This window comes from Streptomyces olivoverticillatus (genome assembly GCF_014203555.1).
Taxonomy (GTDB): domain Bacteria; phylum Actinomycetota; class Actinomycetes; order Streptomycetales; family Streptomycetaceae; genus Streptomyces; species Streptomyces olivoverticillatus.
The window spans coordinates 1,130,665-1,153,786 of record NZ_JACHJH010000002.1 but is presented as its reverse complement, the minus strand read 5'-3'; the positions used below and the strand labels follow the sequence as shown (position 1 = coordinate 1,153,786).

26 protein-coding genes and 1 rRNA gene are annotated in these 23,122 nt (G+C 71.6%); 9 read left to right on the top strand and 18 right to left on the bottom strand.

What is annotated here, in order from left to right; translation table 11 throughout:
• Positions 1-93, bottom strand: a 16S ribosomal RNA gene (locus FHS39_RS10605); the annotation flags it as partial.
• Positions 94-621: 528 nt separating this feature from the next.
• Positions 622-1,272, bottom strand: a complete 651-nt coding sequence (locus FHS39_RS10600; RefSeq protein ID WP_184348647.1) for a DNA-3-methyladenine glycosylase — start codon at positions 1,270-1,272, stop codon at positions 622-624.
• Between the two features lie 58 nt (positions 1,273-1,330).
• Between FHS39_RS10600 and FHS39_RS10595 the strand changes: the two genes are divergently transcribed.
• Complete coding sequence (locus tag FHS39_RS10595) at positions 1,331-2,113, top strand: sporulation protein (RefSeq protein WP_184348645.1); 783 nt, start codon at positions 1,331-1,333, stop codon at positions 2,111-2,113.
• Positions 2,114-2,117: 4 nt separating this feature from the next.
• Here the strand turns inward: FHS39_RS10595 and FHS39_RS10590 are convergent, their stop codons facing one another.
• Positions 2,118-2,549, bottom strand: a complete 432-nt coding sequence (locus FHS39_RS10590) for a barstar family protein (protein WP_184348643.1) — start codon at positions 2,547-2,549, stop codon at positions 2,118-2,120.
• On the bottom strand, positions 2,546-2,965 hold the full coding sequence (locus FHS39_RS10585) for a guanyl-specific ribonuclease (protein WP_184348874.1): 420 nt from the start codon (positions 2,963-2,965) through the stop codon (positions 2,546-2,548). The genes FHS39_RS10590 and FHS39_RS10585 overlap by 4 nt, the downstream gene beginning before the upstream one ends.
• Positions 2,966-3,094: 129 nt before the next feature.
• Here FHS39_RS10585 and FHS39_RS10580 point away from each other — a divergent pair, with 129 nt between their 5' ends.
• Positions 3,095-3,652 carry a YbhB/YbcL family Raf kinase inhibitor-like protein gene (locus FHS39_RS10580; RefSeq protein WP_184348641.1) on the top strand — a complete coding sequence of 186 codons (558 nt, stop codon included), beginning with the start codon at positions 3,095-3,097 and terminating at the stop codon, positions 3,650-3,652.
• 314 nt (positions 3,653-3,966) lie between these two features.
• Here FHS39_RS10580 and FHS39_RS10575 read toward each other — a convergent pair whose 3' ends face one another.
• From FHS39_RS10575 to FHS39_RS10560, 4 genes are all read right to left on the bottom strand, one after another.
• Positions 3,967-4,734 (bottom strand): sulfite exporter TauE/SafE family protein, encoded by a 768-nt coding sequence (locus FHS39_RS10575; RefSeq protein ID WP_184348639.1) that lies wholly within the window; start codon positions 4,732-4,734, stop codon positions 3,967-3,969.
• Positions 4,735-4,887: 153 nt separating this feature from the next.
• A complete protein-coding gene (locus FHS39_RS10570) occupies positions 4,888-5,841 on the bottom strand; it encodes an SPFH domain-containing protein (protein WP_184348637.1) in 954 nt (317 codons plus the stop codon).
• Between the two features lie 111 nt (positions 5,842-5,952).
• Positions 5,953-6,375: an NfeD family protein gene (locus tag FHS39_RS10565; protein WP_184348635.1), complete on the bottom strand. Its 423-nt coding sequence runs from the start codon at positions 6,373-6,375 to the stop codon at positions 5,953-5,955.
• Between the two features lie 58 nt (positions 6,376-6,433).
• Entirely contained in the window at positions 6,434-7,225 is a 792-nt protein-coding gene (locus FHS39_RS10560) for an ABC transporter ATP-binding protein (protein WP_184348633.1), read from the bottom strand.
• A 108-nt stretch (positions 7,226-7,333) separates the two neighbouring features.
• Between FHS39_RS10560 and FHS39_RS10555 the strand changes: the two genes are divergently transcribed.
• A complete protein-coding gene (locus FHS39_RS10555) occupies positions 7,334-8,140 on the top strand; it encodes a hypothetical protein (RefSeq protein ID WP_184348631.1) in 807 nt (268 codons plus the stop codon).
• A 98-nt stretch (positions 8,141-8,238) separates the two neighbouring features.
• On the opposite strand, the gene FHS39_RS10550 is transcribed toward FHS39_RS10555, so the two are convergent.
• From FHS39_RS10550 to FHS39_RS10535, 4 genes are all read right to left on the bottom strand, one after another.
• The gene (locus FHS39_RS10550; RefSeq protein ID WP_184348629.1) at positions 8,239-8,610 is read right to left on the bottom strand and encodes a chaplin; all 372 of its coding nucleotides are present in this window, start codon (positions 8,608-8,610) and stop codon (positions 8,239-8,241) included.
• A 193-nt stretch (positions 8,611-8,803) separates the two neighbouring features.
• Positions 8,804-9,043 (bottom strand): chaplin family protein, encoded by a 240-nt coding sequence (locus FHS39_RS10545; protein ID WP_184348627.1) that lies wholly within the window; start codon positions 9,041-9,043, stop codon positions 8,804-8,806.
• A gap of 176 nt (positions 9,044-9,219) precedes the next feature.
• Positions 9,220-9,879 (bottom strand): response regulator, encoded by a 660-nt coding sequence (locus FHS39_RS10540; protein WP_184348625.1) that lies wholly within the window; start codon positions 9,877-9,879, stop codon positions 9,220-9,222.
• The gene (locus FHS39_RS10535; protein ID WP_184348623.1) at positions 9,872-11,017 is read right to left on the bottom strand and encodes a GAF domain-containing sensor histidine kinase; all 1,146 of its coding nucleotides are present in this window, start codon (positions 11,015-11,017) and stop codon (positions 9,872-9,874) included. The genes FHS39_RS10540 and FHS39_RS10535 overlap by 8 nt, the downstream gene beginning before the upstream one ends.
• Positions 11,018-11,213: 196 nt before the next feature.
• Here FHS39_RS10535 and FHS39_RS10530 point away from each other — a divergent pair, with 196 nt between their 5' ends.
• From FHS39_RS10530 to FHS39_RS10515, 4 genes are all read left to right on the top strand, one after another.
• Complete coding sequence (locus tag FHS39_RS10530; RefSeq protein ID WP_184348621.1) at positions 11,214-11,915, top strand: SDR family NAD(P)-dependent oxidoreductase; 702 nt, start codon at positions 11,214-11,216, stop codon at positions 11,913-11,915.
• Positions 11,912-12,988 (top strand): S-adenosylmethionine:tRNA ribosyltransferase-isomerase, encoded by a 1,077-nt coding sequence (locus FHS39_RS10525; protein WP_184348620.1) that lies wholly within the window; start codon positions 11,912-11,914, stop codon positions 12,986-12,988. Before FHS39_RS10530 ends, FHS39_RS10525 begins: the two co-directional genes overlap by 4 nt.
• Positions 12,989-13,005: 17 nt before the next feature.
• Complete coding sequence (locus FHS39_RS10520; RefSeq protein WP_184348619.1) at positions 13,006-13,704, top strand: nitroreductase family protein; 699 nt, start codon at positions 13,006-13,008, stop codon at positions 13,702-13,704.
• Between the two features lie 377 nt (positions 13,705-14,081).
• Complete coding sequence (locus FHS39_RS10515) at positions 14,082-14,789, top strand: transglycosylase SLT domain-containing protein (RefSeq protein ID WP_184348618.1); 708 nt, start codon at positions 14,082-14,084, stop codon at positions 14,787-14,789.
• Between the two features lie 88 nt (positions 14,790-14,877).
• Here FHS39_RS10515 and FHS39_RS10510 read toward each other — a convergent pair whose 3' ends face one another.
• The gene (locus FHS39_RS10510) at positions 14,878-17,442 is read right to left on the bottom strand and encodes an FHA domain-containing protein (protein ID WP_184348617.1); all 2,565 of its coding nucleotides are present in this window, start codon (positions 17,440-17,442) and stop codon (positions 14,878-14,880) included.
• A gap of 252 nt (positions 17,443-17,694) precedes the next feature.
• On the opposite strand from FHS39_RS10510, the gene FHS39_RS10505 reads away from it, so the two are divergent.
• Positions 17,695-19,284 carry a streptophobe family protein gene (locus FHS39_RS10505; protein ID WP_184348616.1) on the top strand — a complete coding sequence of 530 codons (1,590 nt, stop codon included), beginning with the start codon at positions 17,695-17,697 and terminating at the stop codon, positions 19,282-19,284.
• Between the two features lie 159 nt (positions 19,285-19,443).
• Positions 19,444-20,676, top strand: coding sequence for a phosphoserine phosphatase SerB (serB, locus tag FHS39_RS10500; protein ID WP_184348615.1), 1,233 nt, complete (start codon positions 19,444-19,446; stop codon positions 20,674-20,676).
• A 30-nt stretch (positions 20,677-20,706) separates the two neighbouring features.
• Here the strand turns inward: serB and FHS39_RS10495 are convergent, their stop codons facing one another.
• The 5 genes from FHS39_RS10495 to fabI form a co-directional block, all read right to left on the bottom strand.
• The gene (locus tag FHS39_RS10495; RefSeq protein ID WP_184348614.1) at positions 20,707-21,225 is read right to left on the bottom strand and encodes a SixA phosphatase family protein; all 519 of its coding nucleotides are present in this window, start codon (positions 21,223-21,225) and stop codon (positions 20,707-20,709) included.
• Positions 21,226-21,325: 100 nt separating this feature from the next.
• Positions 21,326-21,535 (bottom strand): hypothetical protein, encoded by a 210-nt coding sequence (locus FHS39_RS10490; RefSeq protein ID WP_184348613.1) that lies wholly within the window; start codon positions 21,533-21,535, stop codon positions 21,326-21,328.
• A gap of 175 nt (positions 21,536-21,710) precedes the next feature.
• The gene (locus FHS39_RS25690) at positions 21,711-21,833 is read right to left on the bottom strand and encodes an SGM_5486 family transporter-associated protein (RefSeq protein WP_281396795.1); all 123 of its coding nucleotides are present in this window, start codon (positions 21,831-21,833) and stop codon (positions 21,711-21,713) included.
• Positions 21,834-21,877: 44 nt separating this feature from the next.
• Positions 21,878-22,225, bottom strand: coding sequence for a hypothetical protein (locus FHS39_RS10485; RefSeq protein WP_184348612.1), 348 nt, complete (start codon positions 22,223-22,225; stop codon positions 21,878-21,880).
• 121 nt (positions 22,226-22,346) lie between these two features.
• Complete coding sequence (gene fabI / locus FHS39_RS10480; protein WP_184348611.1) at positions 22,347-23,117, bottom strand: enoyl-ACP reductase FabI; 771 nt, start codon at positions 23,115-23,117, stop codon at positions 22,347-22,349.
• Positions 23,118-23,122 lie beyond the last annotated feature (5 nt).

Genomic DNA, 23,122 nt, shown 5'->3' with positions numbered 1-23,122 from the left:
ACTAATCCACCCCGAAGGGCTTCATCGTTCGACTTGCATGTGTTAAGCACGCCGCCAGCGTTCGTCCTGAGCCAGGATCAAACTCTCCGTGAATGTTTACCGGTAATCCGGTCGACACCACGAGAGCGGCACAGCCAGGCGGAATAAGCCCGGCCGTGCACAGCGTCCTCGCTGTGTGCCTTCCCTAAGGAAGGACTTTTAAAGGAACCTCATCCATCAAGATGGACGGGGTGTCAACATATCTGGCGTTGACTTTTGGCACGCTGTTGAGTTCTCAAGGAACGGACGCTTCCTTCGGTCCCGTTTCACCGGGCCCTCCGGGCGCTTCCCTTCGGTATTTCGTGTTCCGACTCTATCAGATCCTTTTCCTTGCCGTTTCCGGCCCGGAATTTTGTTTCCGATTCCCCGTCGGCGGGGTGTTCACTACTTTAGCGGATTTTCCGGCTGGCCTCTAATCGAGCCATTCGGTCCCGTATTTCGGCACGCCGAATACGACCCCAGTCCGGGGAACCCTCGTAGTAGTGATTGTGCCGTCCCAGCGGTACGCGCACACGGCGCTGCCCGTCTCAAGCGGCTCGGGCTACGTTAGGCCCTCCGCCCCACCAAGTCAAGCACCGCTGGTCATGTCTCCCGCTTCCCCCGGTTCCGGGGCACGTGGGCGCGGTACGGACTGACCGTCGGGTCGCCGTCGGCCCAGAAGCGCCAAGGGTGGGTGGCGCCCTCTCCCCCGACGCCCGTACGCGGGCCGTTGCTCACCCGGCGCCTCGGGACGGGGTGTCCGGTCAGTACAGAGAGGGGGGCGTTCGGGCCCGCGCAGAGGTCGGTGCCGTTGAGCGAGCGGTCCACGTCCAAGGCCGTCGCCAGGCGGGCCGGGCCCTGGGCCAGCTCGCGGTCGTGGCGTGCCTTGGGGCGGCGTTCGCGGGCGAGGTCGGTGCCCTTGATCACCTCGCCGCCGCGCAGCAGGACGCCGCTGGCGGTGCCTTCAGGGCCGCACACCAGGTTCAGGCTGAACCACATTCCGTAGATGAAGTAGACGTACGCGTGTCCGGGCGGGCCGAACATCGAGGCGTTGCGCTCCGTGCGGCCCCGGTAGGCGTGCGATCCGGGGTCCGCCTCGCCGTCGTAGGCCTCGACCTCCGTGATGCGGAGCTCGATCGGGCCCATGGGGGTCGTACGCACCAGGATGCGGCCGAGCAGCTCGGGGGCGACCTCCAGCACGGGACGGTCGAAGAACTCCCGGGCGAGTGGCATACGGTCAGGCGCGGCGATCATGCCTGTCGAGCGTAATGGAAAGGGCCGGGGGACGGACCCGGCTCGGGGAGGAAGAGCGATGGTTTTCAAGAAGCTCCTGGCGAGCCTGGGCGCGGGCGGCGCCTCGGTGGAGACGGTGCTGTTCGAGGAGAACGTCGTTCCCGGCGGTGTGGTGCAGGGTGAGGTGCGCATCCAGGGCGGTTCCGTCCCCCAGCAGATCGAGGGACTCTCGGTCGGCCTGCAGGCGCGGGTCGAGGTGGAGGGCGACGACCGCGAGTACAAGCAGGACGTCGAGTTCACGCGCGTACGGCTGGGCGGGGCCTTCGAGGTGCAGCCCGGGGCGGTGCACACGGTGCCGTTCGGGCTGGAGATCCCGTTCGAGACGCCGATCACGATGTTCATGGGGCGGCACCTGACGGGGATGAGCGTGGGGGTGACGACGGAGCTCGCGATCGCCCGTGCGGTGGACTCCTCGGACCTCGATCCGGTGAACGTGCATCCGCTCCCCGCCCAGCAGGCCATTCTGGACGCGTTCGGGCGGCTCGGCTTCGGCTTCAAGAGCGCCGACCTGGAGCGGGGGCACATCAGCGGGACGCGGCAGCGGCTGCCGTTCTACCAGGAGATCGAGTTCCGCGTGCCGGAGCAGTACCGGGGGCTGAACGAGGTGGAGCTGTCGTTCGTCGCCGACCACCGCGAGATGGACGTCGTGCTGGAGATGGACAAGAAGCCGGGGCTCTTCAGCTCGGGCAGCGACACCTACCGGTCGTTCACGGTGGATCTGCACTCCTACGGGCAGACGGACTGGGCCGCCTACCTGCACCAGTGGCTCGCCGAGGTCGGCGGCAAGCGCAACTGGTTGTAGGGGCTCAGTCCAGCAGCACGGTCAGGGGTGATTCACGGTCGGCCCAGAAGTCGACCGCTTCCTGGAAGATCGCCTCTGCCGTGCGGGCGTCGTCCGGTGCGGCCTTGTCGAAGGCCGCCCAGTCCTGGGCGATGACGAGATAGCCGCGGGACTTGCCTGCCTCGCGCCACCAGGACAGGTCTGTCAGGCAGTCGGCGAGGGCGTCCCAGTTGCGGCCGAACCAGTCGGGGAATTCCAGGTCGACCGGGCAGCGGTCGAGGAAGGCGGCCTTGTCGCGGACGCCGTCCAGGCGCAGCCGCGCGACCCGCCAGTCGGCCTCCGCGGCCGATGCCGCCACCTGATCGGGCGTCTGGGTGGGGGGCAGGCGGTAGACGCCCGGCGGCGTGGGGCCGTTCAGGAGGGCGGAGAGGCCGGGTGCGGGCAGGTGGGCGGTCATTTCTTCACCACCGCTTCGAAGGTCTGGTAGTGGTCGCCGGTGTAGTAGCGCTCGGCGTGGTTCCCGGTGATGATGCGGCGGGCGCCGCGGGTGCGGGAACCGGGGGTGGGGACGGTGTACTCGTGGTAGTAGCCGCGGGTCTGCTTGGGCAGCCGGTTCTCGTGGTTGCCGAAGACCGTGCCGTCCTTGTCGTACGGGAAGGGGCCGCCCTTGTCGATGAGTTCGAGGGTACGCCGGGCCTCGGGCGGGAGTTTGTCCTCGGTGACCGTCTTCATGCCCTTCGCCCAGCCGGGGGTGCCCGGTGCGGGTGAGGAGGAGGCGGGGTGGGACTTCTGGGTCTTGTGGCCGCCCGAGGAAGAGCATGCGGGGAGCAGGAGCAGCGCCACGCCCGCCAGGAGTGCGGTCAGGGCGCGCATGGCGCGGCCCGCCGGGCGGCGGCGTACGGATGGGTGAAGTACACGTCGAAGCACACGTCGTATGGTCGCAGCTCCTGCCGCCCGGGCCTGGTTAGGCTGGCGGTTTCAGCTGTCCGCGCGGTACAGGAGGTGTATTCGGTGTCCGAGGCATCCGAGCAGAAGCGGCGGCCGCTTCCGCACGATTTCCATCCGCCCGTTCCGTCGTTCACGGTGGTGAGCGACGACGTGGCGCCGGGGGCGACGCTCAAGGAGGCTCAGGTCTTCGGCGGGGGCAATCTGTCGCCGCACCTGCGCTGGGAGGGCTTCCCCGCCGGGACGAAGAGCTTCGCGGTGACCTGCTACGACCCGGATGCGCCGACCGGCAGCGGTTTTTGGCACTGGGTGCTCTTCGACATCCCGGCCGACGTCACGGAGCTGCCGGCCGGTGCGGGCAGCGGTGACATGAAGGGGCTGCCCGACGGCGTGACGCACGTGCGCAACGACTACGGGACGCGGGACTTCGGCGGTGCCGCACCGCCGCCCGGGGACGGGTCGCACCGGTACGTCTTCACCGTCTACGCGGTGGACAAGCAGAAGCTGGGACCGGACGCGGAGGCCTCGCCCGCGGTCGTCGGCTTCCATCTGCGCTTCCACGCGCTGGCCCGGGCCCAGCTGATCGGCGAGTACGAGAACCCCGCGGCGGGCTGACGACCCGTACGGCCGCTGCCGGCGCCGCTCGTACGAAGGCGGCGCACGGCGACCGGAAATTCCGTTGCGCCCCGGCGCCCCGGATCGCACAGTGGTGCATGGCCGACGGCTTCGCATGCGGCCGTCGGGCAGCAGGCACCGCAGTGGCGGGGGCGGCGGGGCGCAATCGCGCCGGCTGTCCGTCGGAGCCCGGCTGTGCGCCGGGTGACCACGTCTGCTGTGCGCTCCGGGCCCGGGTTCACCACGGGGGATGGGCCCGGAGCGTTCTCCCGTTCCGGGCCCGGGTTTTGCCCGCCGTGCCGCGCGTCCTGCCTTTAACGCAGCAGGAGTTGCGCGATGGCCACGATGCCGACGACCACGATGACGCCGCGCAGCGCCGTCGGCGGCAGGCGGCGGCCGACCTTGGCGCCTATCTGACCGCCGAGCGTGGAGCCGGTGGCGATGAGCAGGACGGCGAGCCAGTCGAAGTGGGCCACGAAGAGGAAGAACACCGCGGCAACGCCGTTGACGACGACGGCGAGGACGTTCTTGAGCGCGTTGATGCGCTGGAGTTCGTCGCTGAGCAGCAGGCCCATGAGGGAGAGGTAGAGCACGCCCTGTGCGGCGCCGAAGTAGCCGCCGTAGGCGCTGGAGATCAGCAGTCCGAGGAGCAGGGCGATGCCGCCGTCGGTGTGGGCGTCGGTGCCGTTGCGCTCGCGGCGGCGGGCGAGGGCCCTGGCGAGCCGGGGCTGGAGGACGACGAGGACCAGGGCGATGCCGATGAGCGCGGGGACGATGGCGTCGAATGCCTTCGACGGGAGCGCGAGCAGGAGTATGGCGCCGGTGAGTCCGCCGATGAAGGCGGTGATGCCGAAGCGGATGACGCGGCGGCGCTGGCCGGCGAGTTCGCGGCGGTAGCCGATGGCGCCGCTGATGTTGCCGGTGACGAGGCCGATGGTGTTGGAGACGTTCGCGGTGACGGGCGGCAGGCCGGTGGCCAGGAGCACCGGGAAGGTGAAGAGGGTGCCTGAGCCGACGATGGTGTTGATGGTGCCGGCGCCGATGCCGGCCGCGAAGACCGCGAGTGCTTCCCAGATGGACAAGGCCATCTCCTTACATTCAGTGTGTCGCCTCCCCGCCGTCAGAGGTCGGGGGGCCGCACTGATCATGCACCAAGGTGCTCGTCCGGCACCATGAACTCCGGGTCCGGACAAGGCTGTCCGGACCCGGCTCGGCTGTGTCGGCGCTCGGCCGTGTCAGTCGATGGGGGGCTGCTCGCGGCGCGGGGTCTCCTTGCCGAACTTGGCGCCGCCACCGCCGGTGCCTCCGCCGCTCCTGGGGGTGAAGTTGCCGACGGCGCCGCTGAGTCCCTTGAGGGCGTCGCCGATCTCGCTGGGCACGATCCAGAGCTTGTTGGCGTCGCCTTCGGCGATCTTCGGGAGCATCTGGAGGTACTGGTAGGAGAGCAGCTTCTCGTCGGGGTCGCCGGCGTGGATGGACTCGAAGACGGTGCGGATGGCCTGGGCCTCGCCCTCGGCGCGGAGCGCTGCGGCGCGGGCCTCGCCTTCCGCGCGCAGGATCGCGGACTGCTTCTCGCCTTCCGCGGTGAGGATCTGCGACTGCCGGATGCCCTCGGCGGTGAGGATCGCGGCGCGCTTGTCACGGTCGGCGCGCATCTGCTTCTCCATCGAGTCCTGGATGGAGGTGGGCGGCTCGATGGCCTTGAGCTCGACGCGGTTGACGCGGATGCCCCACTTGCCGGTGGCCTCGTCGAGGACGCCGCGCAGGGCCGCGTTGATCTCCTCGCGGGAGGTGAGGGTGCGCTCCAGGTCCATGCCGCCGATGATGTTGCGCAGGGTGGTGACGGTGAGCTGCTCGATGGCCTGGATGAAGCTGGAGACCTCATAGGTCGCGGCGCGGGCGTCGGTCACCTGGTAGTAGATGACGGTGTCGATGTTGACGACGAGGTTGTCCTGGGTGATGACCGGCTGCGGCGGGAACGGCACGACCTGCTCGCGGAGGTCGATGCGGTTGCGGATCGAGTCGATGAAGGGGACGACGATGTTCAGCCCCGCGTTGAGGGTGCGGGTGTAGCGGCCGAAGCGCTCGACGATGGCGGCGCTGGCCTGCGGGATGACCTGCACCGTCTTCATGAGTGCGATGAAGACGAGCACCACCAGGATGATCAGGACGATGATGATCGGTTCCATCGTGGCTCCAGCTCCCCGTGCCTGTGTCGTTGATCGTTGTGATGGAGTCTTTCAGAACCGGGCGCCGCCGTGCAGCCGTTGCGCCCAGCTCGTCCGCATCACGACCGCCGGTCACATCACCACGGCCGTCGCACCGTCGATCTCCACGACGTCCACGTGCTCCCCCGCCTCGAAGCTGCGCTCGGCGTCGAGGGAGCGGGCCGACCAGACCTCCCCCGCGAGCTTGATCCGGCCGCCGCTGCCGTCGACCCGCTCCAGGACGACGGCCTGCCGCCCCCGGAGCGCGTCCACCCCGGTCGCGAGCTCGGGCCGCCGGGCGCGCTGGCGATTGGCGATCGGGCGCACCACGCCGATCAGGGCGACGGAGACGACGGCGAAGACCACGAACTGGGCCACCGCACCGCCGCCGAAGTGCGAGGTGACCGCCGCGGCGACGGCTCCGGCCGCGAGCATGCCGAACTCCGGCATCGCGGTGACGACCAGCGGGATGCCCAGTCCGACTGCGGCTACGAGCCACCACGCCCATGTGTCCACATGGTCATGGTAGGGGCGCGACCGGGGTCGCGGACAGTGCGCCCGGGGCCGGGGCGGGTCAGGACAGGGGCAGGCCCTGCGCGGTCCAGCGGTCGCCGTTGCGCGCGACGACGAGGGGGAGGCCGAAGCAGTGGGAGAGGTTGCGGGAGGTGAGTTCGAGCTCGATGGGCCCGGCGGCGAGGACCTTGCCCTGGCGGATCATCAGGACGTGGGTGAAGCCGGGGGCGATCTCCTCCACGTGGTGGGTGACCATGACCATGGAGGGCGCGAGCGGGTCGCGGGCGAGGCGGCCGAGGCGGCGGACGAGGTCCTCGCGGCCGCCGAGGTCCAGGCCGGCCGCGGGCTCGTCGAGCATCAGCAGCTCGGGGTCGGTCATCATCGCGCGGGCGATGAGGGTGCGCTTGCGCTCGCCCTCGGAGAGGGTGCCGAACTTCCGGTCGAGGAAGTCGGTCATGCCGAGCACGTCGAGGAAGGCGCGGGCGCGCTGCTCGTCGACGCTCTCGTAGTCCTCCTGCCAGGTGGCGGTCATGCCGTAGGCGGCGGTGAGGACCGTCTCCAGCACGGTCTGGCTGCGCGGCAGCTTGTCGGCGAGGGCGACGCCGGCGATACCGATGCGCGGGCGGAGCTCGAAGACGTCGACCCCGCCGAGCTTCTCGCCGAGGATGCGGGCGGTGCCCTTGCTCGGGAAGAGGTAGCTGGAGGCGACATTGAGGAGGGTGGTCTTGCCGGCGCCGTTGGGTCCGAGGATCACCCAGCGCTCGCCCTCCTTGACCGACCAGGAGACCTGGTCCACCAGAGCCCGGCCCTCGCGGACCACGGATACGTCCACCAGTTCCAGCACATCGCTCATGAGCGCGTTGTCTCCCATTGCAGTCGCGTCGTCGCTTGCGCCTGTCGGCGCAGTCCCCAGGGAAAACCTACGCCACTGGTTGGCGGCTCCAGTCTTTAGGCTGGGGGGATGCTCGATGAACATCGCTCAGGACGGCTGACAGCGTGGGGAAATGCCCTGCTTGCCGGATTTGCCGCGCCTGATGACGCCGCGCACCACATCACGGGACGTGACGCGGTCCACCGTGTCACCGGTCTGCCCGGCGAGGCGGGCCCGGTCGGCCTGACCCTGGCGCTCGGCCGGCTGCGGGCCCTCGGGGCGACGGGCCTGCGGCTGGCGCTGCCGGTGCCGGGGCACCTGCTGGGGCTGAGCGGGCCGCCGGAGTTCAACGCCCGCGCGCTGGAGGCCGGGGAGGCGGTCGTCGCCACCGGCGCGGCACTGGGGCTCGTACCGGAGGTGTCCGAGGCCGGACCCGAGGGCGATGTGCACGTGGAGGTCCTCTGGCACTGCCTGCCCGTACGGGATGCGCCGCCCGCCGACGTGCCCTCGCTGTCGGAGGCCGAGCGGGAGCTGGCGGAGGCGCTGCGGGACGCCACCGAGGTGCTCACCCGGCTGGACGTGGCGGGGTCGGGGCCGGTGGCCCAGGCGGCGCTGGAGGCGTACCGGGCGCGCGCCGAGCGGGGCCGGGAGGTGCTGGCGCCGGGCTATCCGCCGCGCGCGGCGCGCGTGCTGGAGCTGGCGCAGCGGGTGGGGGCGCTGATCGCCATCGCCCGTGAGCCGGGGGACGCCGAGGGGCGCGAGCACGGCGGCGCGGTGAGCGCCTCCGAGATCGCGGCGCGTGCCGCGGCCCTGCTGCCGGTGGAGCGGACGGCGCGCCGGGCGCAGGTGGCCGCGTATAACGCCATGGTGGAGGAGCGCGAGCGGAAGGGCCACTGAGGCTCGCCCATGGCAAGGCCCCGCGGACCGAGCGGTCCGCGGGGCCTTGCCATATGCGTGTCTGTGCCGCCGATGGGGGCACAGGGCGTGAGACCTGTTTACTCGCGGCCCTCGCGGCCCTCACGATTGCCTTCGCGGCCCTCACGGCCGTGGCCATGGCTCTCACGGCCCTCACGGCCGTGGTGGTGGAACTCGTGGTGCTCCTCCTCGTGGTGCATCACCGGGTGGGTGTCGGCGTTGATGCAGGTGTTCCCGAAGGTGGGGTTCAGGAGGCTCACGACGTCGATGGTGTTGCCACAGATGTTGATCGGGATCTGGATCGGGACCTGGATGACGTTGCCCGAGATGACGCCAGGCGAGCCCTTCGCGACGCCGAACGCGTCGCTGTCGGCGCTCGCGGGAACGACGGAGGCGCCGACGGCGACACCGGCTGCGGCCAGAGCGAGGGCTGCCTTCTTGGCATTGTTCATGAGGTGTCTTCCTTTTGCTGACGAACCGTGTCGGCTCCGGCCAGGGGAGCCGTGCACTGATGAACGCCAGTGCACCGCCGACGGCACGGCCATCGGCGGTGTTGCCCTCATTCGGACGATTGATCACCCTCGGCCGGCCGACTCCGCTCGTGGGCGGAGCCGACCGGCCGGCAAAGCGAGTACTGCGCGGCGATTACTCGTTGACGCAGAGGTTGCCGTGGGCCGGGTTGAGCAGGCCGACGACGTTGACGGTGTCGCCGCAGGCGTTCAGCGCGACCTTGACGGGCACCTGGAGGACGTTGCCCGAGGCGACGCCGGGGTTGCCCTTCGACTCGGCCTGCGCCTGCCCGTGAGCGGAGGCGGCGCCGGCACCGGCGAGGGCGAGACCGCCGACAGCGAGGGTCACAGCAGCGGCCTTCTTCATGTTCTTCACTCTTCCTTTGACCTTCCTGGAGCAATTTCCAGAGCCTTGCCACGGCCAGCCGCCGCGGTCACGCCATGGAAAACGGGCCACGGCCGGTCGAGTTGCGCAGGCGGAAGGACAATCACACGACCGCATGAATCTCTCATCAGAACGTGACGTTCTGGTGCTGCTGCCGCTACCGGCGCTCAGGCTCCGATGCCGTGCCGGACGGCCCACAAGGCCGCCTGGGTGCGGTCTGCCAGGTCGAGCTTCATCAGGATGTTCGAGACGTGGGTCTTGACGGTCTTCTCCGACAGGACGAGCGCCCGGGCGATCTCCCGGTTGGACCGGCCGTCCGCGATCAGCGCCAGCACCTCCCGCTCCCGCTCGGTGAGCGCATTGCCCCGGCCCTGCCCGATGCCGTTCTCCTCCTGGGACAGCAGCGCCCCGGCCACCTCGGGCTGGAGCAGCACGTGCCCGGCGTGCACGGAACGGATGGCGCCGGCCAGCGCGTCCGGGTCGACGTCCTTGTAGACGTACCCCGCGGCCCCCGCGCGCAGGGCGGGGACGACGGTGCGCTGCTCGGTGAAGCTGGTGACGATCAGCACCCGGGCGCCGTTGTCGAGCTCGCGGAGCCTGCGCAGCGCCTCGATGCCGTCCATGCCGGGCATCTTCACGTCCATGAGGACGACGTCGGGGCGCAGTTCCTCGGCGCGGTCCACGCCCTCGGCACCGTCCGCGGCCTCCCCGACGACCTCTATGTCGTCCTGCACCTCCAGGAAGGTGCGCAGGCCCCTGCGGACCACCTGGTGGTCGTCCACCAGCAGCACCTTGATGCTGCTCTTCTCACCACGGTCCTCAGCCACCGGGCACCTCCATTTCGATCGTGGTGCCCTTGCCGGGCGCCGAGACAACCTTGAGCGTGCCGCCGACCCCGTTCGCCCGGTCCCGCATGGAGACCAGGCCCAGGTGCCGGCCCGCCCTGCGGACGGCGGATGGGTCGAAGCCGTGACCGTCGTCGGCCACGCGCAGGGCCGCCCCGGGGCCCAGGCGGGCGAGGGTGACGTCGACCGCGGCGGCGCCGGAGTGGCGCAGGGCGTTGTGCAGGGCCTCCTGGGCCACCCTGAGCAGCGCCTCCTCCTGAGCGGCGGGCAGGGCGCGCACACCGTGGGCGGCGAAGGTGACGCGGGCGGCCTGCGCCCGGTCGAGGACCTTGACCTGGGTGCGCAGGGTGGCCACCAGGCCGTCCTCGTCGAGCCCTGCGGGGCGCAGCTCCACGACGGCGGCGCGCAGCTCGTCGGCGGCCTCCGCGGCGAGCCGGGCGACCTCGTGGAGCTCTTCCTTGGCGCGGGCGGGGTCGCGGTCGACGAGGGCCGTGGCGGCCTGGGCGGTCAGGCGGAGGGAGAAGAGCTTCTGGGAGACGGCGTCGTGCAGCTCGTGGGCGAGGCGGGCGCGCTCCCCGGCGATGGTGAGCTCGCGGCTGCGTTCGTAGAGCCGGGCGTTGGTGAGCGCGATGGCGGCGTGCTGGGCGAGGACGCCGAGGAGCTCCTCGTCCGCGGCGGTGAAGCCGCAGCCGCCCTCGGGCTTGGGGCATCGTTTGTTGGCCAGGAAGAGGGCGCCGAGGATGTCGTCACCGTCGGCGACGGGCATGCCGATGAAGTCGGACATGTCGGGGTGGGCGGCGGGCCAGCCCTCGAACCGGGGGTCCTGGCGGACGTCGGCGAGGCGCTGCGGGGTGGCTTCCTTGAGCATCGCGGCGAGGATGCCGTGCTGCCGGGGCAGCGGCCCGATGGCCTTCCATTCCTCGTCGCTGACGCCGTCGACGACGAACTGGGCGAAGCCCCCGTGGTCGTCGGGCACGCCGAGCGCGGCGTACTCGGCGTCGAGGAGCTCGCGGGCGGAGACGACGATCGTCTTGAGGACGTCGCGCACCTCGAGGTGCCGGCTCATGGCGAGCAGCGCGGTGCTCACGGCGGTGAGGCCGGAGCGGGGGCTGTGGGTCATGACCTCACGGTATGCGAGGTCCGGGGGGTGCGGGATCGGACCGGCGGCGGCCGTCCGTAGGCCTTGGGACCTAGGGCCGTTCCACGGGCCTACGACGAAGTTCCCCGTGCGGCCGGGACCCGCAGCCGAGGCGGTGCGGGGCTCTCCCGGCCCACAGTGGTGATCACGGGAATCCGGAGTGAAGGGGATGGGACCGATGCCGGTGGCGATCATCACGGGTGCGTCGAAGGGGCTGGGCCGCGCGCTGGCGGCGGAGCTGGCCGGGCGCGGCTGGGATCTGGTGCTGGACGCGCGCTCGGCGGGGCCGCTGCGGGCCGCGGCCGCGGAGCTGGAAGCGGAAGGGGTGCGGGTGGAGGCGCTGCCCGGGGATGTCACGGACGCCCGGCACCGGGCGGAGCTGGTGGCCGCGGCCCGGCGGCTGGGCGGGCTGGACCTGCTGGTGAACAACGCGAGCGTGCTGGGCGCCGAGCCGATCGTACGGCTGGAGCGGCAGCCGCTGGACGGGCTGCGGGCCGCGCTGGAGGTCAATGTGGTGGCGGCGCTCGGGCTGGTGCAGGAGGCGCTGCCGCTGCTGCGGGCGGCTGCCGCGGGGGCGGTGGTCTGCGTGAGTTCGGACGCGGCGGTCGAGGCGTACGAGACGTGGGGCGGCTACGGGGCGTCGAAGGCGGCGCTCGACCATGTGTCGGCGGTGCTGGCGCGGGAGGAGCCGGACCTACGGGTGTGGTGGGTGGATCCGGGCGACATGCGCACCGATCTGTATGCGGCGGCGTGCCCGCAGGAGGGCCTGTCCGACCGGCCGCTGCCCGAGGAGGTGGCCCCGGCGTTCCTGCGGCTGTGGGACGAGCGTCCGCCGAGCGGGCGGTACACCGCCCCGGCGTTGCTGGAGGCCGCACGATGAGCGGCCCGGCGACGCTGCGGGTGCCCGGGGAGCTCTCGGCGCGGGTGCCCGCGGAGCAGCGGGGGCCGGGGCGGGGCAGGGACGCGGTGCGGCTGCTGCTGAGCACGCCTGGCGGGGACGAGCACCATGCCTTCCGGGAGCTGCCCGCTCTGTTGCGGGCGGGGGACGTCCTGGTGGTGAACACCTCGCGGACGCTGCCCGCCGCGGTGGACGGGCACGTCGGCGACGAGCCCGTGGTGGTGCACTTCTCGACGCGCGCGGCCGCGGACCGCTGGGCGGTGGAGCTGCGCACCCCCGACGGCAGCGGCAGCACCCGGCAGCGGCCGGGCGGCCCGGCCGGGACGGTGGTGGTGCTGCCGGGCGGCGGGCGTCTGGTGTTCGCCGGGCCGGTGGGGGCGGGCGGTGCCCGGCTGTGGTGGGCGCGGGTGTGCGGGGTGGACGCGGGGGCTCTGCTGCGCCGGCACGGCCGTCCGATCCGCTACGTCTATACGGAGCGGGACCAGCCGCTGTCCGCGTACCAGACGGTGTTCGCGCTGCCCGGCCCCGAGGGCGTGGGGTCGGCGGAGATGCCGAGTGCGGGGCGGCCGTTCACCGCGCGCCTGGTGGCGGAGCTGGTGGCGCGGGGGGTGCTGTTCGCGCCGGTGTCGCTGCACACCGGGGTGGCGTCGGCCGAGGCCCATGAGCCGCCGTATGCGGAGCGCTTCGCGGTGCCGGAGCCGACGGCGTGGCTGGTGAACGCCGTGCGGGCCCGGCGTCGTGCGGCGGGCGGCGGGGCCGGGGGGCGGATCGTGGCGGTGGGCACGACGGCGGTGCGGGCCCTGGAGTCCGCGGCCTCGCCGGAGGGGGTGGTGCGGGCCGCGTCGGGCTGGACCGATCTGGTGGTGACGCCGGGGCGCGGGGTGCGGGTGGTGGACGGGCTGCTGACGGGGCTGCACGAGCCCGCGGCCTCGCATCTGTTGATGCTGGAGGCGGTGGCCGGTCCGCAGCTGCTGGCGCGCAGCTATCCGGCGGCGGTGGCGCACCGTTATCTGTGGCACGAGTTCGGGGATGTCCACCTCATCCTGCCGGACTGAGCACCAGACTCTTCTATATGTCTATACCAACGCAGTGGACGCCCACCCACGGCGATCCCTACCGGCCGGTGCCCTACCGCCCCGAGCGGATGCCCACCGAGGAGTCGCTGGCCCGCGCCGCCGAGCTGCGGGAGCGGATGGGGCGGCGCAGGACCGTGCGGCAGTTCTCCCCCGACCCCGTGCCCGAGCAGGTGGTGAAGGACGCGATCGCGTGCGCCGCGACGGCGCCGTCCGGGGCGCACCAGCAGCCGTGGACGTTCGTCCTGGTGAAGGACGCCGAGGTGCGGCGGCGCATCCGTGCGGCCGCGGAGGAAGAGGAGCGCGTCTCCTATGACGGCCGACTGGGCGAGGAGTGGCTGGCCGCGCTGCGGCCGCTGGGCACGGACGAGGGCAAGCCGCACCTGACGGATGCGCCCGCGCTGATCGTGGTGTTCCAGCAGCGCTACTGGCTGGGTGAGGGCGGGGACAAGCGCAAGCACTACTACGTGGACGAGTCGGTCGGCATCGCGGTGGGGATGCCGCTGTCCGCGCTGCATCTGTCGGGGCTGGCGGCGCTGGTGCACACGCCGAGCCCGATGCGGTTCCTGTCCGAGGTGCTGGGGCGGCCGGTAAACGAGAAGGCCTTCGCGGTGATCCCGGTGGGGTATCCGGCGGCGGACTGCCGGGTGCCGGATCTGGTGCGCAAGAGCCTGGATCAGGCGCTCGTCGAGGTGTGACGAGGGGCGAGCGGGTAGCAGCGAACCCTTAAGCATTTTTGATAGCAAACTTTGCGTAGGGATTCGGGCACACCGGGTGAGCGTGCGCCGCCCCCGGTGTGAGCCCGCTCATGGGACGCACATCACGTACGAAGCCGCCTAGTGGACGGGTAAGGGGCCCATAAGGGGCCGCCTCAGCAGGCAGCGAGTCGATTCGCCGGGCCGACCGCACCCCCCGCGTCAACGAAGCGGGGTAGTACGTCACACCTTTGCCACAGCTTTTTGCAGCCGCTAACAATTGCCGCGTCGCAGGGCGCCGTCGATCGGAACGTACGGCGCTTTTCGCGCACCGTTCCGGGCCACTGCGACTCACGCGATTGGAAGAGGTTCTGCTCAGCATGCGCTCCCCCATCTCTGGCTATACCCGTCTGACCAAGGTCCACAAGTTCTCCGCCGCCGGCATCGCCGCCGCGGGCGCCGCCGCTCTGGCGTTCGCGCTCGTGCCGGGTGCCTCGGCCGACGGCAACGGCCAGCAGGCCGCCTCCGTGAAGCCTGTCGCCTGGAATGCCTCTTCCTTCGGCGCGACCCAGTCGGACGAGCTCTCCAAGCAGTCGGACAACGCCGCCAAGCAGGCGAAGGCCGACGCCGAGGCCAAGAAGAAGGCCGACGCCGAGGCCGCCGCCAAGGCGAAGGCCGACAAGGAGCGCGCCGACAAGGAAGCCGCGAGCCGCTCCGAGGAGCGCAAGCCGGTTAAGGCCGCGCCCGCGCCCGCCCCCAAGACCTACGCCAACAACCTTGACGGCTGGATCAAGGAGGCCCTGGACATCATGCACGCCAAGGGCATCCCGGGCACCTACAACGGCCTCTACCGCAACATCATGCGGGAGTCCACCGGCAACCCCAACGCCATCAACAACTGGGACTCCAACGCCGCCGCCGGCATCCCCTCCAAGGGTCTGCTGCAGGTCATCGACCCGACCTTCAAGGCGTACCACGTCGACGGCACCTCCTGGAACATCTACGACCCGGTCGCCAACATCACCGCCGCCTGCAACTACGCGGCCAAGGTGTACGGCTCGATGGACAACGTGAACTCGGCCTACTGATCGCCGGGGAGCACAAACCTCCGCCAAACGCCGAAGGGCGGCGGCACCCTCGCGGGTGCCGCCGCCCTTCGGCGTTCGTACGGGCCGGTTACTTGCGCATGACCTCCGGCTCGTGGCGGCGCAGCAGCCGGGCGACCACGAAGCCGCAGGCGGCGCCGAGGAGAAGGAGGACGACCATGTCGATCGACCACTGGCCGGCGGTGTGCGACCAGAGCGGGTCGAGGTTGTTGGGGTTGTTCTTGTCCATCGGGGCCATGATGTGCGAGAGGTTCAGCGAGGCTCCCGCGGCGCCGATGGCCCAGCGTGAGGGCATCAGCCAGGCGACCTGCTCGACACCCGGCGAGTCGTAGATCTTGAACATGATGCCGGTGAAGACGACCTGGACGATCGCGAACATCACCAGCAGCGGCATCGTCTTCTCGGCGGTCTTGACCAGCGAGGAGATCACGAGGCCGATCATCATCGAGGTGAAGCCGAGGGCGATGATCACCAGGCAGAGCTCGGCGGCCGGCAGGTTCTTGATCACCACACCGTGCTCGGGCAGCTTGCGGACCGAGAAACCGATGGCCGTGATGAGGACGCCCTGCACCGCGGTGATCACTCCGAGGACGATCACCTTGGACATCAGATACGCGGAGCGGGACAGGCCGACGGCCCTCTCCCGTTCGTAGATCACCCGTTCCTTGATCAGCTCACGGACGGAGTTGGCCGCACCCGCGAAGCACGCGCCGACCGAGAGGATCAGCATGATCGTGCCCGCGTCCTGGTTGAAGTGGTGCGGCGCGGGCGGCGCGAGACCGTAGTCGGAGGGGATCACACAGCTCACGCCGCCGAGGACGGCGGGCAGGAGGAGCATCAGCGCGATGAAGCCGCGGTCGGAGGCGATCACCGAGCAGTAGCGGCGCACCAGCGTCCACAACTGGGAGCCCCAGCTCTGCGCCTTGGGCGGGTGGACCATCTGCGGCTGGACGTGCACGGACTGCGGGGCGACGGCGTCGATGTCGGCCGCGTACATCTGGTAGTGCTGCGAGCCCTTCCAGCGGCCCGCCCAGTCGTAGTCGCGGTAGTTCTCGAAGGCCGAGAAGACATCCGCCCAGGTCTCGTAGCCGAAGAAGTTCAGCGCCTCCTCCGGCGGGCCGAAGTAGGCGACCGAGCCGCCCGGGGCCATCACCAGCAGCTTGTCGCACAGCGCCAGCTCGGCGACCGAGTGCGTGACGACCAGGACCGTACGGCCGTCGTCGGCCAGGCCGCGCAGCAGCTGCATGACGTCGCGGTCCATGCCCGGGTCCAGGCCGGAGGTCGGCTCGTCCAGGAAGATCAGCGAGGGCTTGGTCAGCAGCTCCAGGGCGACCGAGACGCGCTTGCGCTGGCCGCCGGAGAGGGCGGTGACCTTCTTGTCCTTGTGGATGTCGAGCTTGAGCTCGCGCAGCACCTCTTCAATGCGGGCCTCGCGCTCGGAGACCGCGGTGTCGCCGGGGAAGCGGAGCTTGGCGGCGTAGCGCAGCGCCTTACGGACGGTGAGCTCCTTGTGCAGGATGTCGTCCTGCGGGACCAGACCGATGCGCTGGCGCAGCTCGGCGAACTGCTTGTAGAGGTTCCGGTTGTCGTAGAGGACGTCGCCCTGGTTGGCGGGCCGGTAGCCGGTGAGCGCCTTGAGCAGGGTGGACTTGCCGGAGCCGGACGGGCCGATGACGGCGATCAGCGACTTCTCCGGGACGCCGAAGGAGACGTCCTTGAGGATCTGCTTGCCGCCGTCGACCGTGACCGTCAGGTGGCGGGCCGAGAAGGAGACGTCACCGGTGTCGACAAACTCCTCGAGCCGGTCGCCGACCAGCCGGAAGGTCGAGTGACCGACACCGACGATGTCGTTGGGGCCGATGATCTGCTGGCGGACCGGCTGACCGTTGACGTACGTGCCGTTGTGGCTGCCGAGGTCGACGATCTCGAAGCGGCCGTCGCTGGTGGCCCGGAACTCGGCGTGGTGCCGGGAGACCTGGAGGTCGGAGACGACCAGCTCGTTGTCCAGCGAACGACCGATGCGCATCACCCGGCCGACCGCCATCTGGTGGAAGCTCGTCGGGCTGCGGTCGCCGTAGACGGGCGGGGTCCCGGCGGCGCCGCCGGAAGTCGCGTGCGCCGGCGCGGCCTGCTGCGGGACGTAGGGCTGCTGCGGCTGCTGCCAGCCGCCCTGCTGCGGGCCGGGCTGGTAGTGCTGCGGGGGCTGGGCCTGGGCCGGCTGCCCCCAGCCCTGGGCGCCCGGCTGCTGGTACTGCTGCGGGGCGGGCTGGCCGGGCTGGACCGCCGGAGCCATCGCGGTCTGCGCGCTGTAGAGGTCTGCGGCCGGGGCGGCAGCAGCGGCGAGATTCAGCCGCGGGCCGTCCGTCGCGTTGCCCAGGTGCACCGTCGAGCCAGGGCCGATCTCCATCTGGTGGATCCGCTGGCCCTGCACGTACGTGCCGTTGGTGCTGCCGTGGTCCTCGATCAGCCAACTGTGCCCGCTCCACCGCACGGTGGCGTGCCGCCATGAGACGCGGGCGTCCTCCAGCACCATGTCACCCTGCGGGTCGCGCCCGAGGGTGTATGACCGGGACGCGTCCAACGTCCAGGTCTGTCCATTCAATTCCAGTACGAGTTCCGGCACTCCATGCCCCACTACTTGTCCCCCGATGAGCCCCCTGCACGGGGGAGTCTAGGGATGGCGAACATCGGGAGGAACTATTTCAGGCACAGTCCCCCGACCGAAAGTCGGGGAGCGAAGCGGCCGTGTACCGGCCCTGTAACAGGGCATTACAGGCGCCGTTGACCGATGCCAAAGGGGCCCCGAGAGTAGTAGCCGGCCACGGATGCACACGATGCGCGCGGACCATCAGCATCCGGGCATCTGGCGGGAAACCGGGGGGCCGTGATGACCGTGACCAGCAGCAGGCGCGCTTCCTACGGGGCCGATCTGCTCCTTACCGCGATAGCCTCGGTGAGCTGGGCCTTCCTGGCGATGGCCGCGGTGGCTGCGCTGGGGCTGCACCTTCTGGGGGCGGATGCCGCCGGGGCACTCGGCCCGATGACCGCGGCGGTGGTGGTGCTCGCGGTCGGCGGCTCGCTCACCCCGACCGGATCGGTCGAAGCATTCGGCCTGACGGGCGCTGGGGCGCACACCACCGTCGACATCGCGCCACTGGGGGTGAGCCTGGTGGGCGCACTGCTGCTCGGCCGCGTCTTCGCCCGGTCGCTGCGCCCGCTCGGGCCGATGGTGCGCGGCCGGGAGCTGGCCGCGCGGGCCGCGGCGGTGGCCGTCCTCTTCCTCCTGCTGCTCGGCGGACTGGCCTGGGCGGGGTCGTCCACGATCACCTTCGACGGCAGCGGGCTGAATCCGTCCGGGTCCGGCGGCGGCCAGGGCGGCCTGAACATCCCCGGCGTCGGGGACGTCGGGAACATCGGCGGCGGCCTGCCGGACCGGCTCGCGGGGCTGGCGGGCGCCAAGGCCTCCGTCGGCTTCTCCGTGCGCACCGGGCCCTCGCTGCTGGGCGGCGCGGTCTGGGTGCTGGCCGTGCTGCTGATCACCGTGCTGGCCGCGCGCCGGGCGCCGCTGCCGCGCTCCTGGCAGGCGGCGCACCGCACCGTCCGGCCGGCGGCTTCGGCGCTGTGCACGGTGCTGGTCCTCGCGGTGGTCGCGGGCCTGGCCGCGGCGGCGGGGGCGGCCACGGCCGACGACCACCCCGGGCGGGTGCTGGGCGGCGCCCTGCTGGGGGCGCCCAACGGGGTGTGGCTGGGGGTGGCGCTGGGGCTGTTCGTGCCCTTCCAGGGGACGGCCGCCGGGTCGCTGCTGAAAGTGCTGCCGGATCCGCTGCCCGAGCTGCTGCGGGCCGGGACGGAGCAGGCGGTCACCGTGGGCCGGCTCGCCGGGATGGAGCCGCTGGTGTGGCTGCTGCCAGTGGGGTGCGCGCTGATGATGCTCACGGCCGGGGTGCTGACCGCGGCCCGGACGCCGCGGGGGCAGGGCGGTGCGGTGGCGTTCGCCCTGCGGCGCGGGGTGGCCCTCGCGGTGGCCACGGGCCTGGCCCTGCCGCTGCTGGTGCTGGCCACGCGCGTCACGGCGGACGCGAGCCTGTCGGTGCTGGGCGTCGACGCCTTCGGGGCGGGGCTGAAGCTGAGCGGGAGCGTGGGGGTGGCGCTGCTGCTGGGCCTCGTATGGGGATTCGGGGCCGGGGTGGCAGGGGGGCTGCTGGTGTGCGCGGTGCGGCCGAGGGAGGCCGGTGAGGTGCGTCCGTATCCCGTCGCGGGGCCGTACTCGCCGTCCGCGGGGTACCGGCCCGCGCGGGAGGAGAGCAATCCCTATCTGCGGCAGCCGGGGCAGGTGGATCCGTACACGGCGCCCACGGAGACGGGGCCGATGCCGCCGCCGCGGCCCCGGCGGCCGGGATACCGGTACGGCTCCTCGCCGGTCCCGCCACCGGACGAGCTGCCGCCGCCCCCGCCACCGCCTCGGGGGCGGGGGTAACCGGGAGAGGCGCCCCCGGACGGGCTGCGTTGACCTGCCGTACCCGCGGAATTCAACCTGCCCCGGCACCATTGCCCCCACGGCCCCGTGCGCGCCACGGAAGACGGAAGGGGGTCTGAGGAGAGCCTCGGGGAAGGGGCGGATACCGTAGGAACCACCATGAGCGCATCGCAGACCCCGCCTGTCACCGCCGTCACCGGCGACGATGTCCCGACTCTCCTCGTCAAGATCTTCGGGAAGGACCGGCCGGGCATCACCGCCGGGCTCTTCGACACCCTCGCCGCCTACGCCGTCGACGTCATAGACATCGAGCAGATCGTCACGCGAGGGCGGATCACCCTGTGCGCGCTGGTCACCGCGCCGACCGGGGGCGGCGCCACCGAGGGCGACCTCCGGGCGACCGTGCACAGCTGGGCGGAGTCCATGCGGCTCCAGACGGAGATCATCTCCGGCCTCGGCGACAACAGACCCCGCGGCACCGGCCGTTCCCACGTCACCGTGCTCGGGCATCCGCTGACCGCCGAGTCGACGGCGGGCGTCGCGGCCTGCATCACCGACACCGGCGGCAACATCGACCGCATCTTCCGCCTCGCCAAGTACCCCGTGACCGCAGTGGAGTTCGCGGTCTCCGGCGTCGGCACCGATGTGCTGCGCACCGCGCTGGCCACCGAGTCGGCCGCGCTCGGGGTGGATGTGGCGGTGGTGGCCGCGGGGCTGCAGCGGCGGGCGCAGCGGCTGGTCGTCATGGACGTGGACTCCACGCTGATCCAGGACGAGGTCATCGAGCTGTTCGCGGCGCACGCGGGCTGCGAGGCGGAGGTGGCCGAGGTGACCGCGCAGGCGATGCGCGGCGAGCTGGACTTCGAGCAGTCGCTGCACGCCCGGGTGGCGCTGCTGGCGGGGCTGGACGAGTCGGTGGTGGAGAAGGTGCGAGCCGAGGTGCGGCTGACGCCGGGCGCCCGCACCCTGATCAAGACCCTCAAGCGGCTGGGCTTCCAGGTCGGGGTGGTCTCCGGCGGCTTCACCCAGGTCACGGACGACCTGCAGGAGCGGCTGGGCCTGGACTTCGCGTCGGCCAACACCCTGGAGATCATCGACGGCCGGCTGACGGGCCGGGTCACCGGCGAGATCGTGGACCGGGCGGGCAAGGCCCGGCTGCTGCGCCGGTTCGCGGACGAGGCGGGTGTGCCCCTGGCGCAGACGGTGGCGGTCGGGGACGGCGCCAACGACCTGGACATGCTCAACGCCGCCGGTCTGGGCGTGGCGTTCAACGCCAAGCCGCTGGTGCGGGAGGCGGCGCACACCGCGGTGAACGTGCCCTTCCTCGACACCGTGCTCTATCTGCTGGGTGTCACCCGGGAAGAGGTCGAGGCGGCCAACACCCACGAGTGAACGGGGGCCGGGCCGGGCCCGGCCGGTGGCTCAGGAGTGCGGGGCCCAGAAGGCGGCCAGGTGCCCGACACCGTGCTCGACGGTCTTCCAGGAACCGGTGAAGGTGAGCACCGCGACGGCCGCGGTGGGAAAGCCCGAGCGGTTCATGCGCGGCAGCAGCTCGTTCTCGGCGCTGCCCGCCAGGGCGTCGGCCAGGCCGTGCATCCCGGGGTTGTGCCCGACGAGCAGTACGTCACGGACGTCGTCGGAGACCTCGTTGAGCAGGGCGATCAGCTCGCCGAGCGAGGCTTCGTAGAGCCGCTCCTCGTAGACCGTGCGGGGGCGCTGCGGCAGTTCGTGGACGGCGAGCTTCCAGGTTTCGCGGGTGCGCAGGGACGTCGAGCAGAGAGCCAGCTCGGGGACGATGCCGGAACCGGCGAGCCAGCGGCCGGCTGCCGGGGCGTCCTGGCGGCCGCGGTCGGCGAGCGGACGCTCGTGGTCGTCCACATCGGGCCAGTCGGCCTTGGCGTGCCGGAGAAGGACGATCCTGCGGGTCGGTTCGGCGCTCATGCCGTCCAGCTTCGCATGAAACCCACGGCGAGGCGCGGGGTGTTGACAGGCTTGCCCCTGCAGGGTGGCGCCTCGCGGACGCCGCCGTGCGCCGGGGCGCTCACGGCGCCCGATGGACGAACGAGTGCTCCACGAGCTGGAGGACGCGCGCCAGTGAGCCGGTGCCGCCCGCGGCCGGGGTGTCCGCCGAGGCGGGCGAGCCAAGCAGGCAGAACAGCACGGCGAAGCCGGCCGCGGCAAGCGTCACGGCCCACCACGGCAGCCGGGTCTGCGTGGCGCGCGCGGCGGGGGCCTGCCTGACGGCGGACATGGGGATCGCCTCCGAAGGGTCCGTACGACCGCCGCTCGGCGGTGTACTACGAACCTACGGACCGCGGCGTCCCGCTCCCATCCGGCAATCCACCCACTTGCCCCTGACCCTGGCCCCCTAGGGGACGGGGGGCCAGCCCCACCCTCGGGGTGGGGGAAGGCGGTGGGGGCGGGTGTCAGGGGGAGGCGAGCGTGGCGATGACGGCGATGACGGCGGTGATGCCGAGCATCACGCCGAGGATCGTCAGGAGGGCCTTCTGGCCGTTCTTGGGGTTCGGGTCGAGCACGGGCTGCTGCATGGAGGACAGTCTCCCACCCCCGCCCCGCGAACCGGGCGCCCGGGTCACCCGTGGTCGTGGGTCACCCAGGCGTTGCGTATCTCCAGCCAGCACCGCTGGGCGAGCGCGACGTGCCGGGCGGGCCCCACGACGGCGGGCGCGCTGTCCATGGCCGGGTCCCACCAGCGGGCGCACTGGACGTGCAGCTGGACGTGGTCCGGGGTGGCGTTGCCGTTGAAGCAGTCGGCGGTGGCGTGCGAGCCCTGGACGCGGGTGTGGCACTCGGCCTCGCCGGCCGGGCCGGGCGCCCGGCCGTGACCGGGGCCGCGGGGGGCCGCGGTGGCGGCGGCCGGTGCGGTCAACGCGGCGGCGGCCAGCAGCAGCGCCGCCGTACGGAGCAGTGGGGAGCGCATCCGGTACCTCCTCCCTCGTCCTGCCCTTCAGTGTGCGGGCGGCCGCCCCGCCGCACGACCCGGGAACGCACGATGCCCGCCCCGGCGTACCGGGGCGGGCATCCGAGATGCGCGGAAGGCGTCAGGCGCCCATCATGTGCACGCCGCCGTCGACGTGGACGATCTCGCCGGTGGTGCGGGGGAAGAAGTCGGACAGCATGCCGACGACGCCGCGGCCGGCCGGCTCCGGGTCGGCCAGGTCCCAGCCGATCGGGGCGCGGTGGTTCCACACGTCCGCGAGCTCCTCGAAGCCCGGGATGGACTTGGCGGCCATCGACTTGATGGGGCCGGCGGAGACCAGGTTGCAGCGGATGCCCTTGGGGCCGAGGTCGCGGGCGAGGTAGCGGTTGGTGCCCTCGAGGGCGGCCTTGGCGACGCCCATCCAGTCGTACTTCGGCCAGGCGATCTGCGCGTCGAAGGTCAGGCCCACGATGGAGCTGCCCGCCGGCATCAGCGGGAGCAGCGCCATGGCCAGCGACTTGTAGGAGTAGGCCGAGACCTGGACGGCCGTGGAGACGTCCTCCCAGGTGGCCTCCAGGAAGTTGAAGGCGCCCTGCGGGCCGAAGGCGATGGAGTGCACGATGCCGTCGAGGGGCACGTCGTCGCCGAGGTGCTCGCGCACCTTGTCGGCGAGGCCGTCGAGGTGCTCCTGGTTGGACACGTCGAGCTCGATGACCGGGGCCGGCTTCGGCAGGCGCTTGGCGATGCGCTCGACCAGGGAGAGGCGCCCGAAGCCGGTCAGGATGACCTCGGCGCCCTCGTTCTGGGCGACCTTCGCCGCCTGGAAGGCGATCGAGGACTCGGTGAGGACACCCGTGACGAGGATGCGCTTGCCGGCGAGAATTCCACTCATGGCGA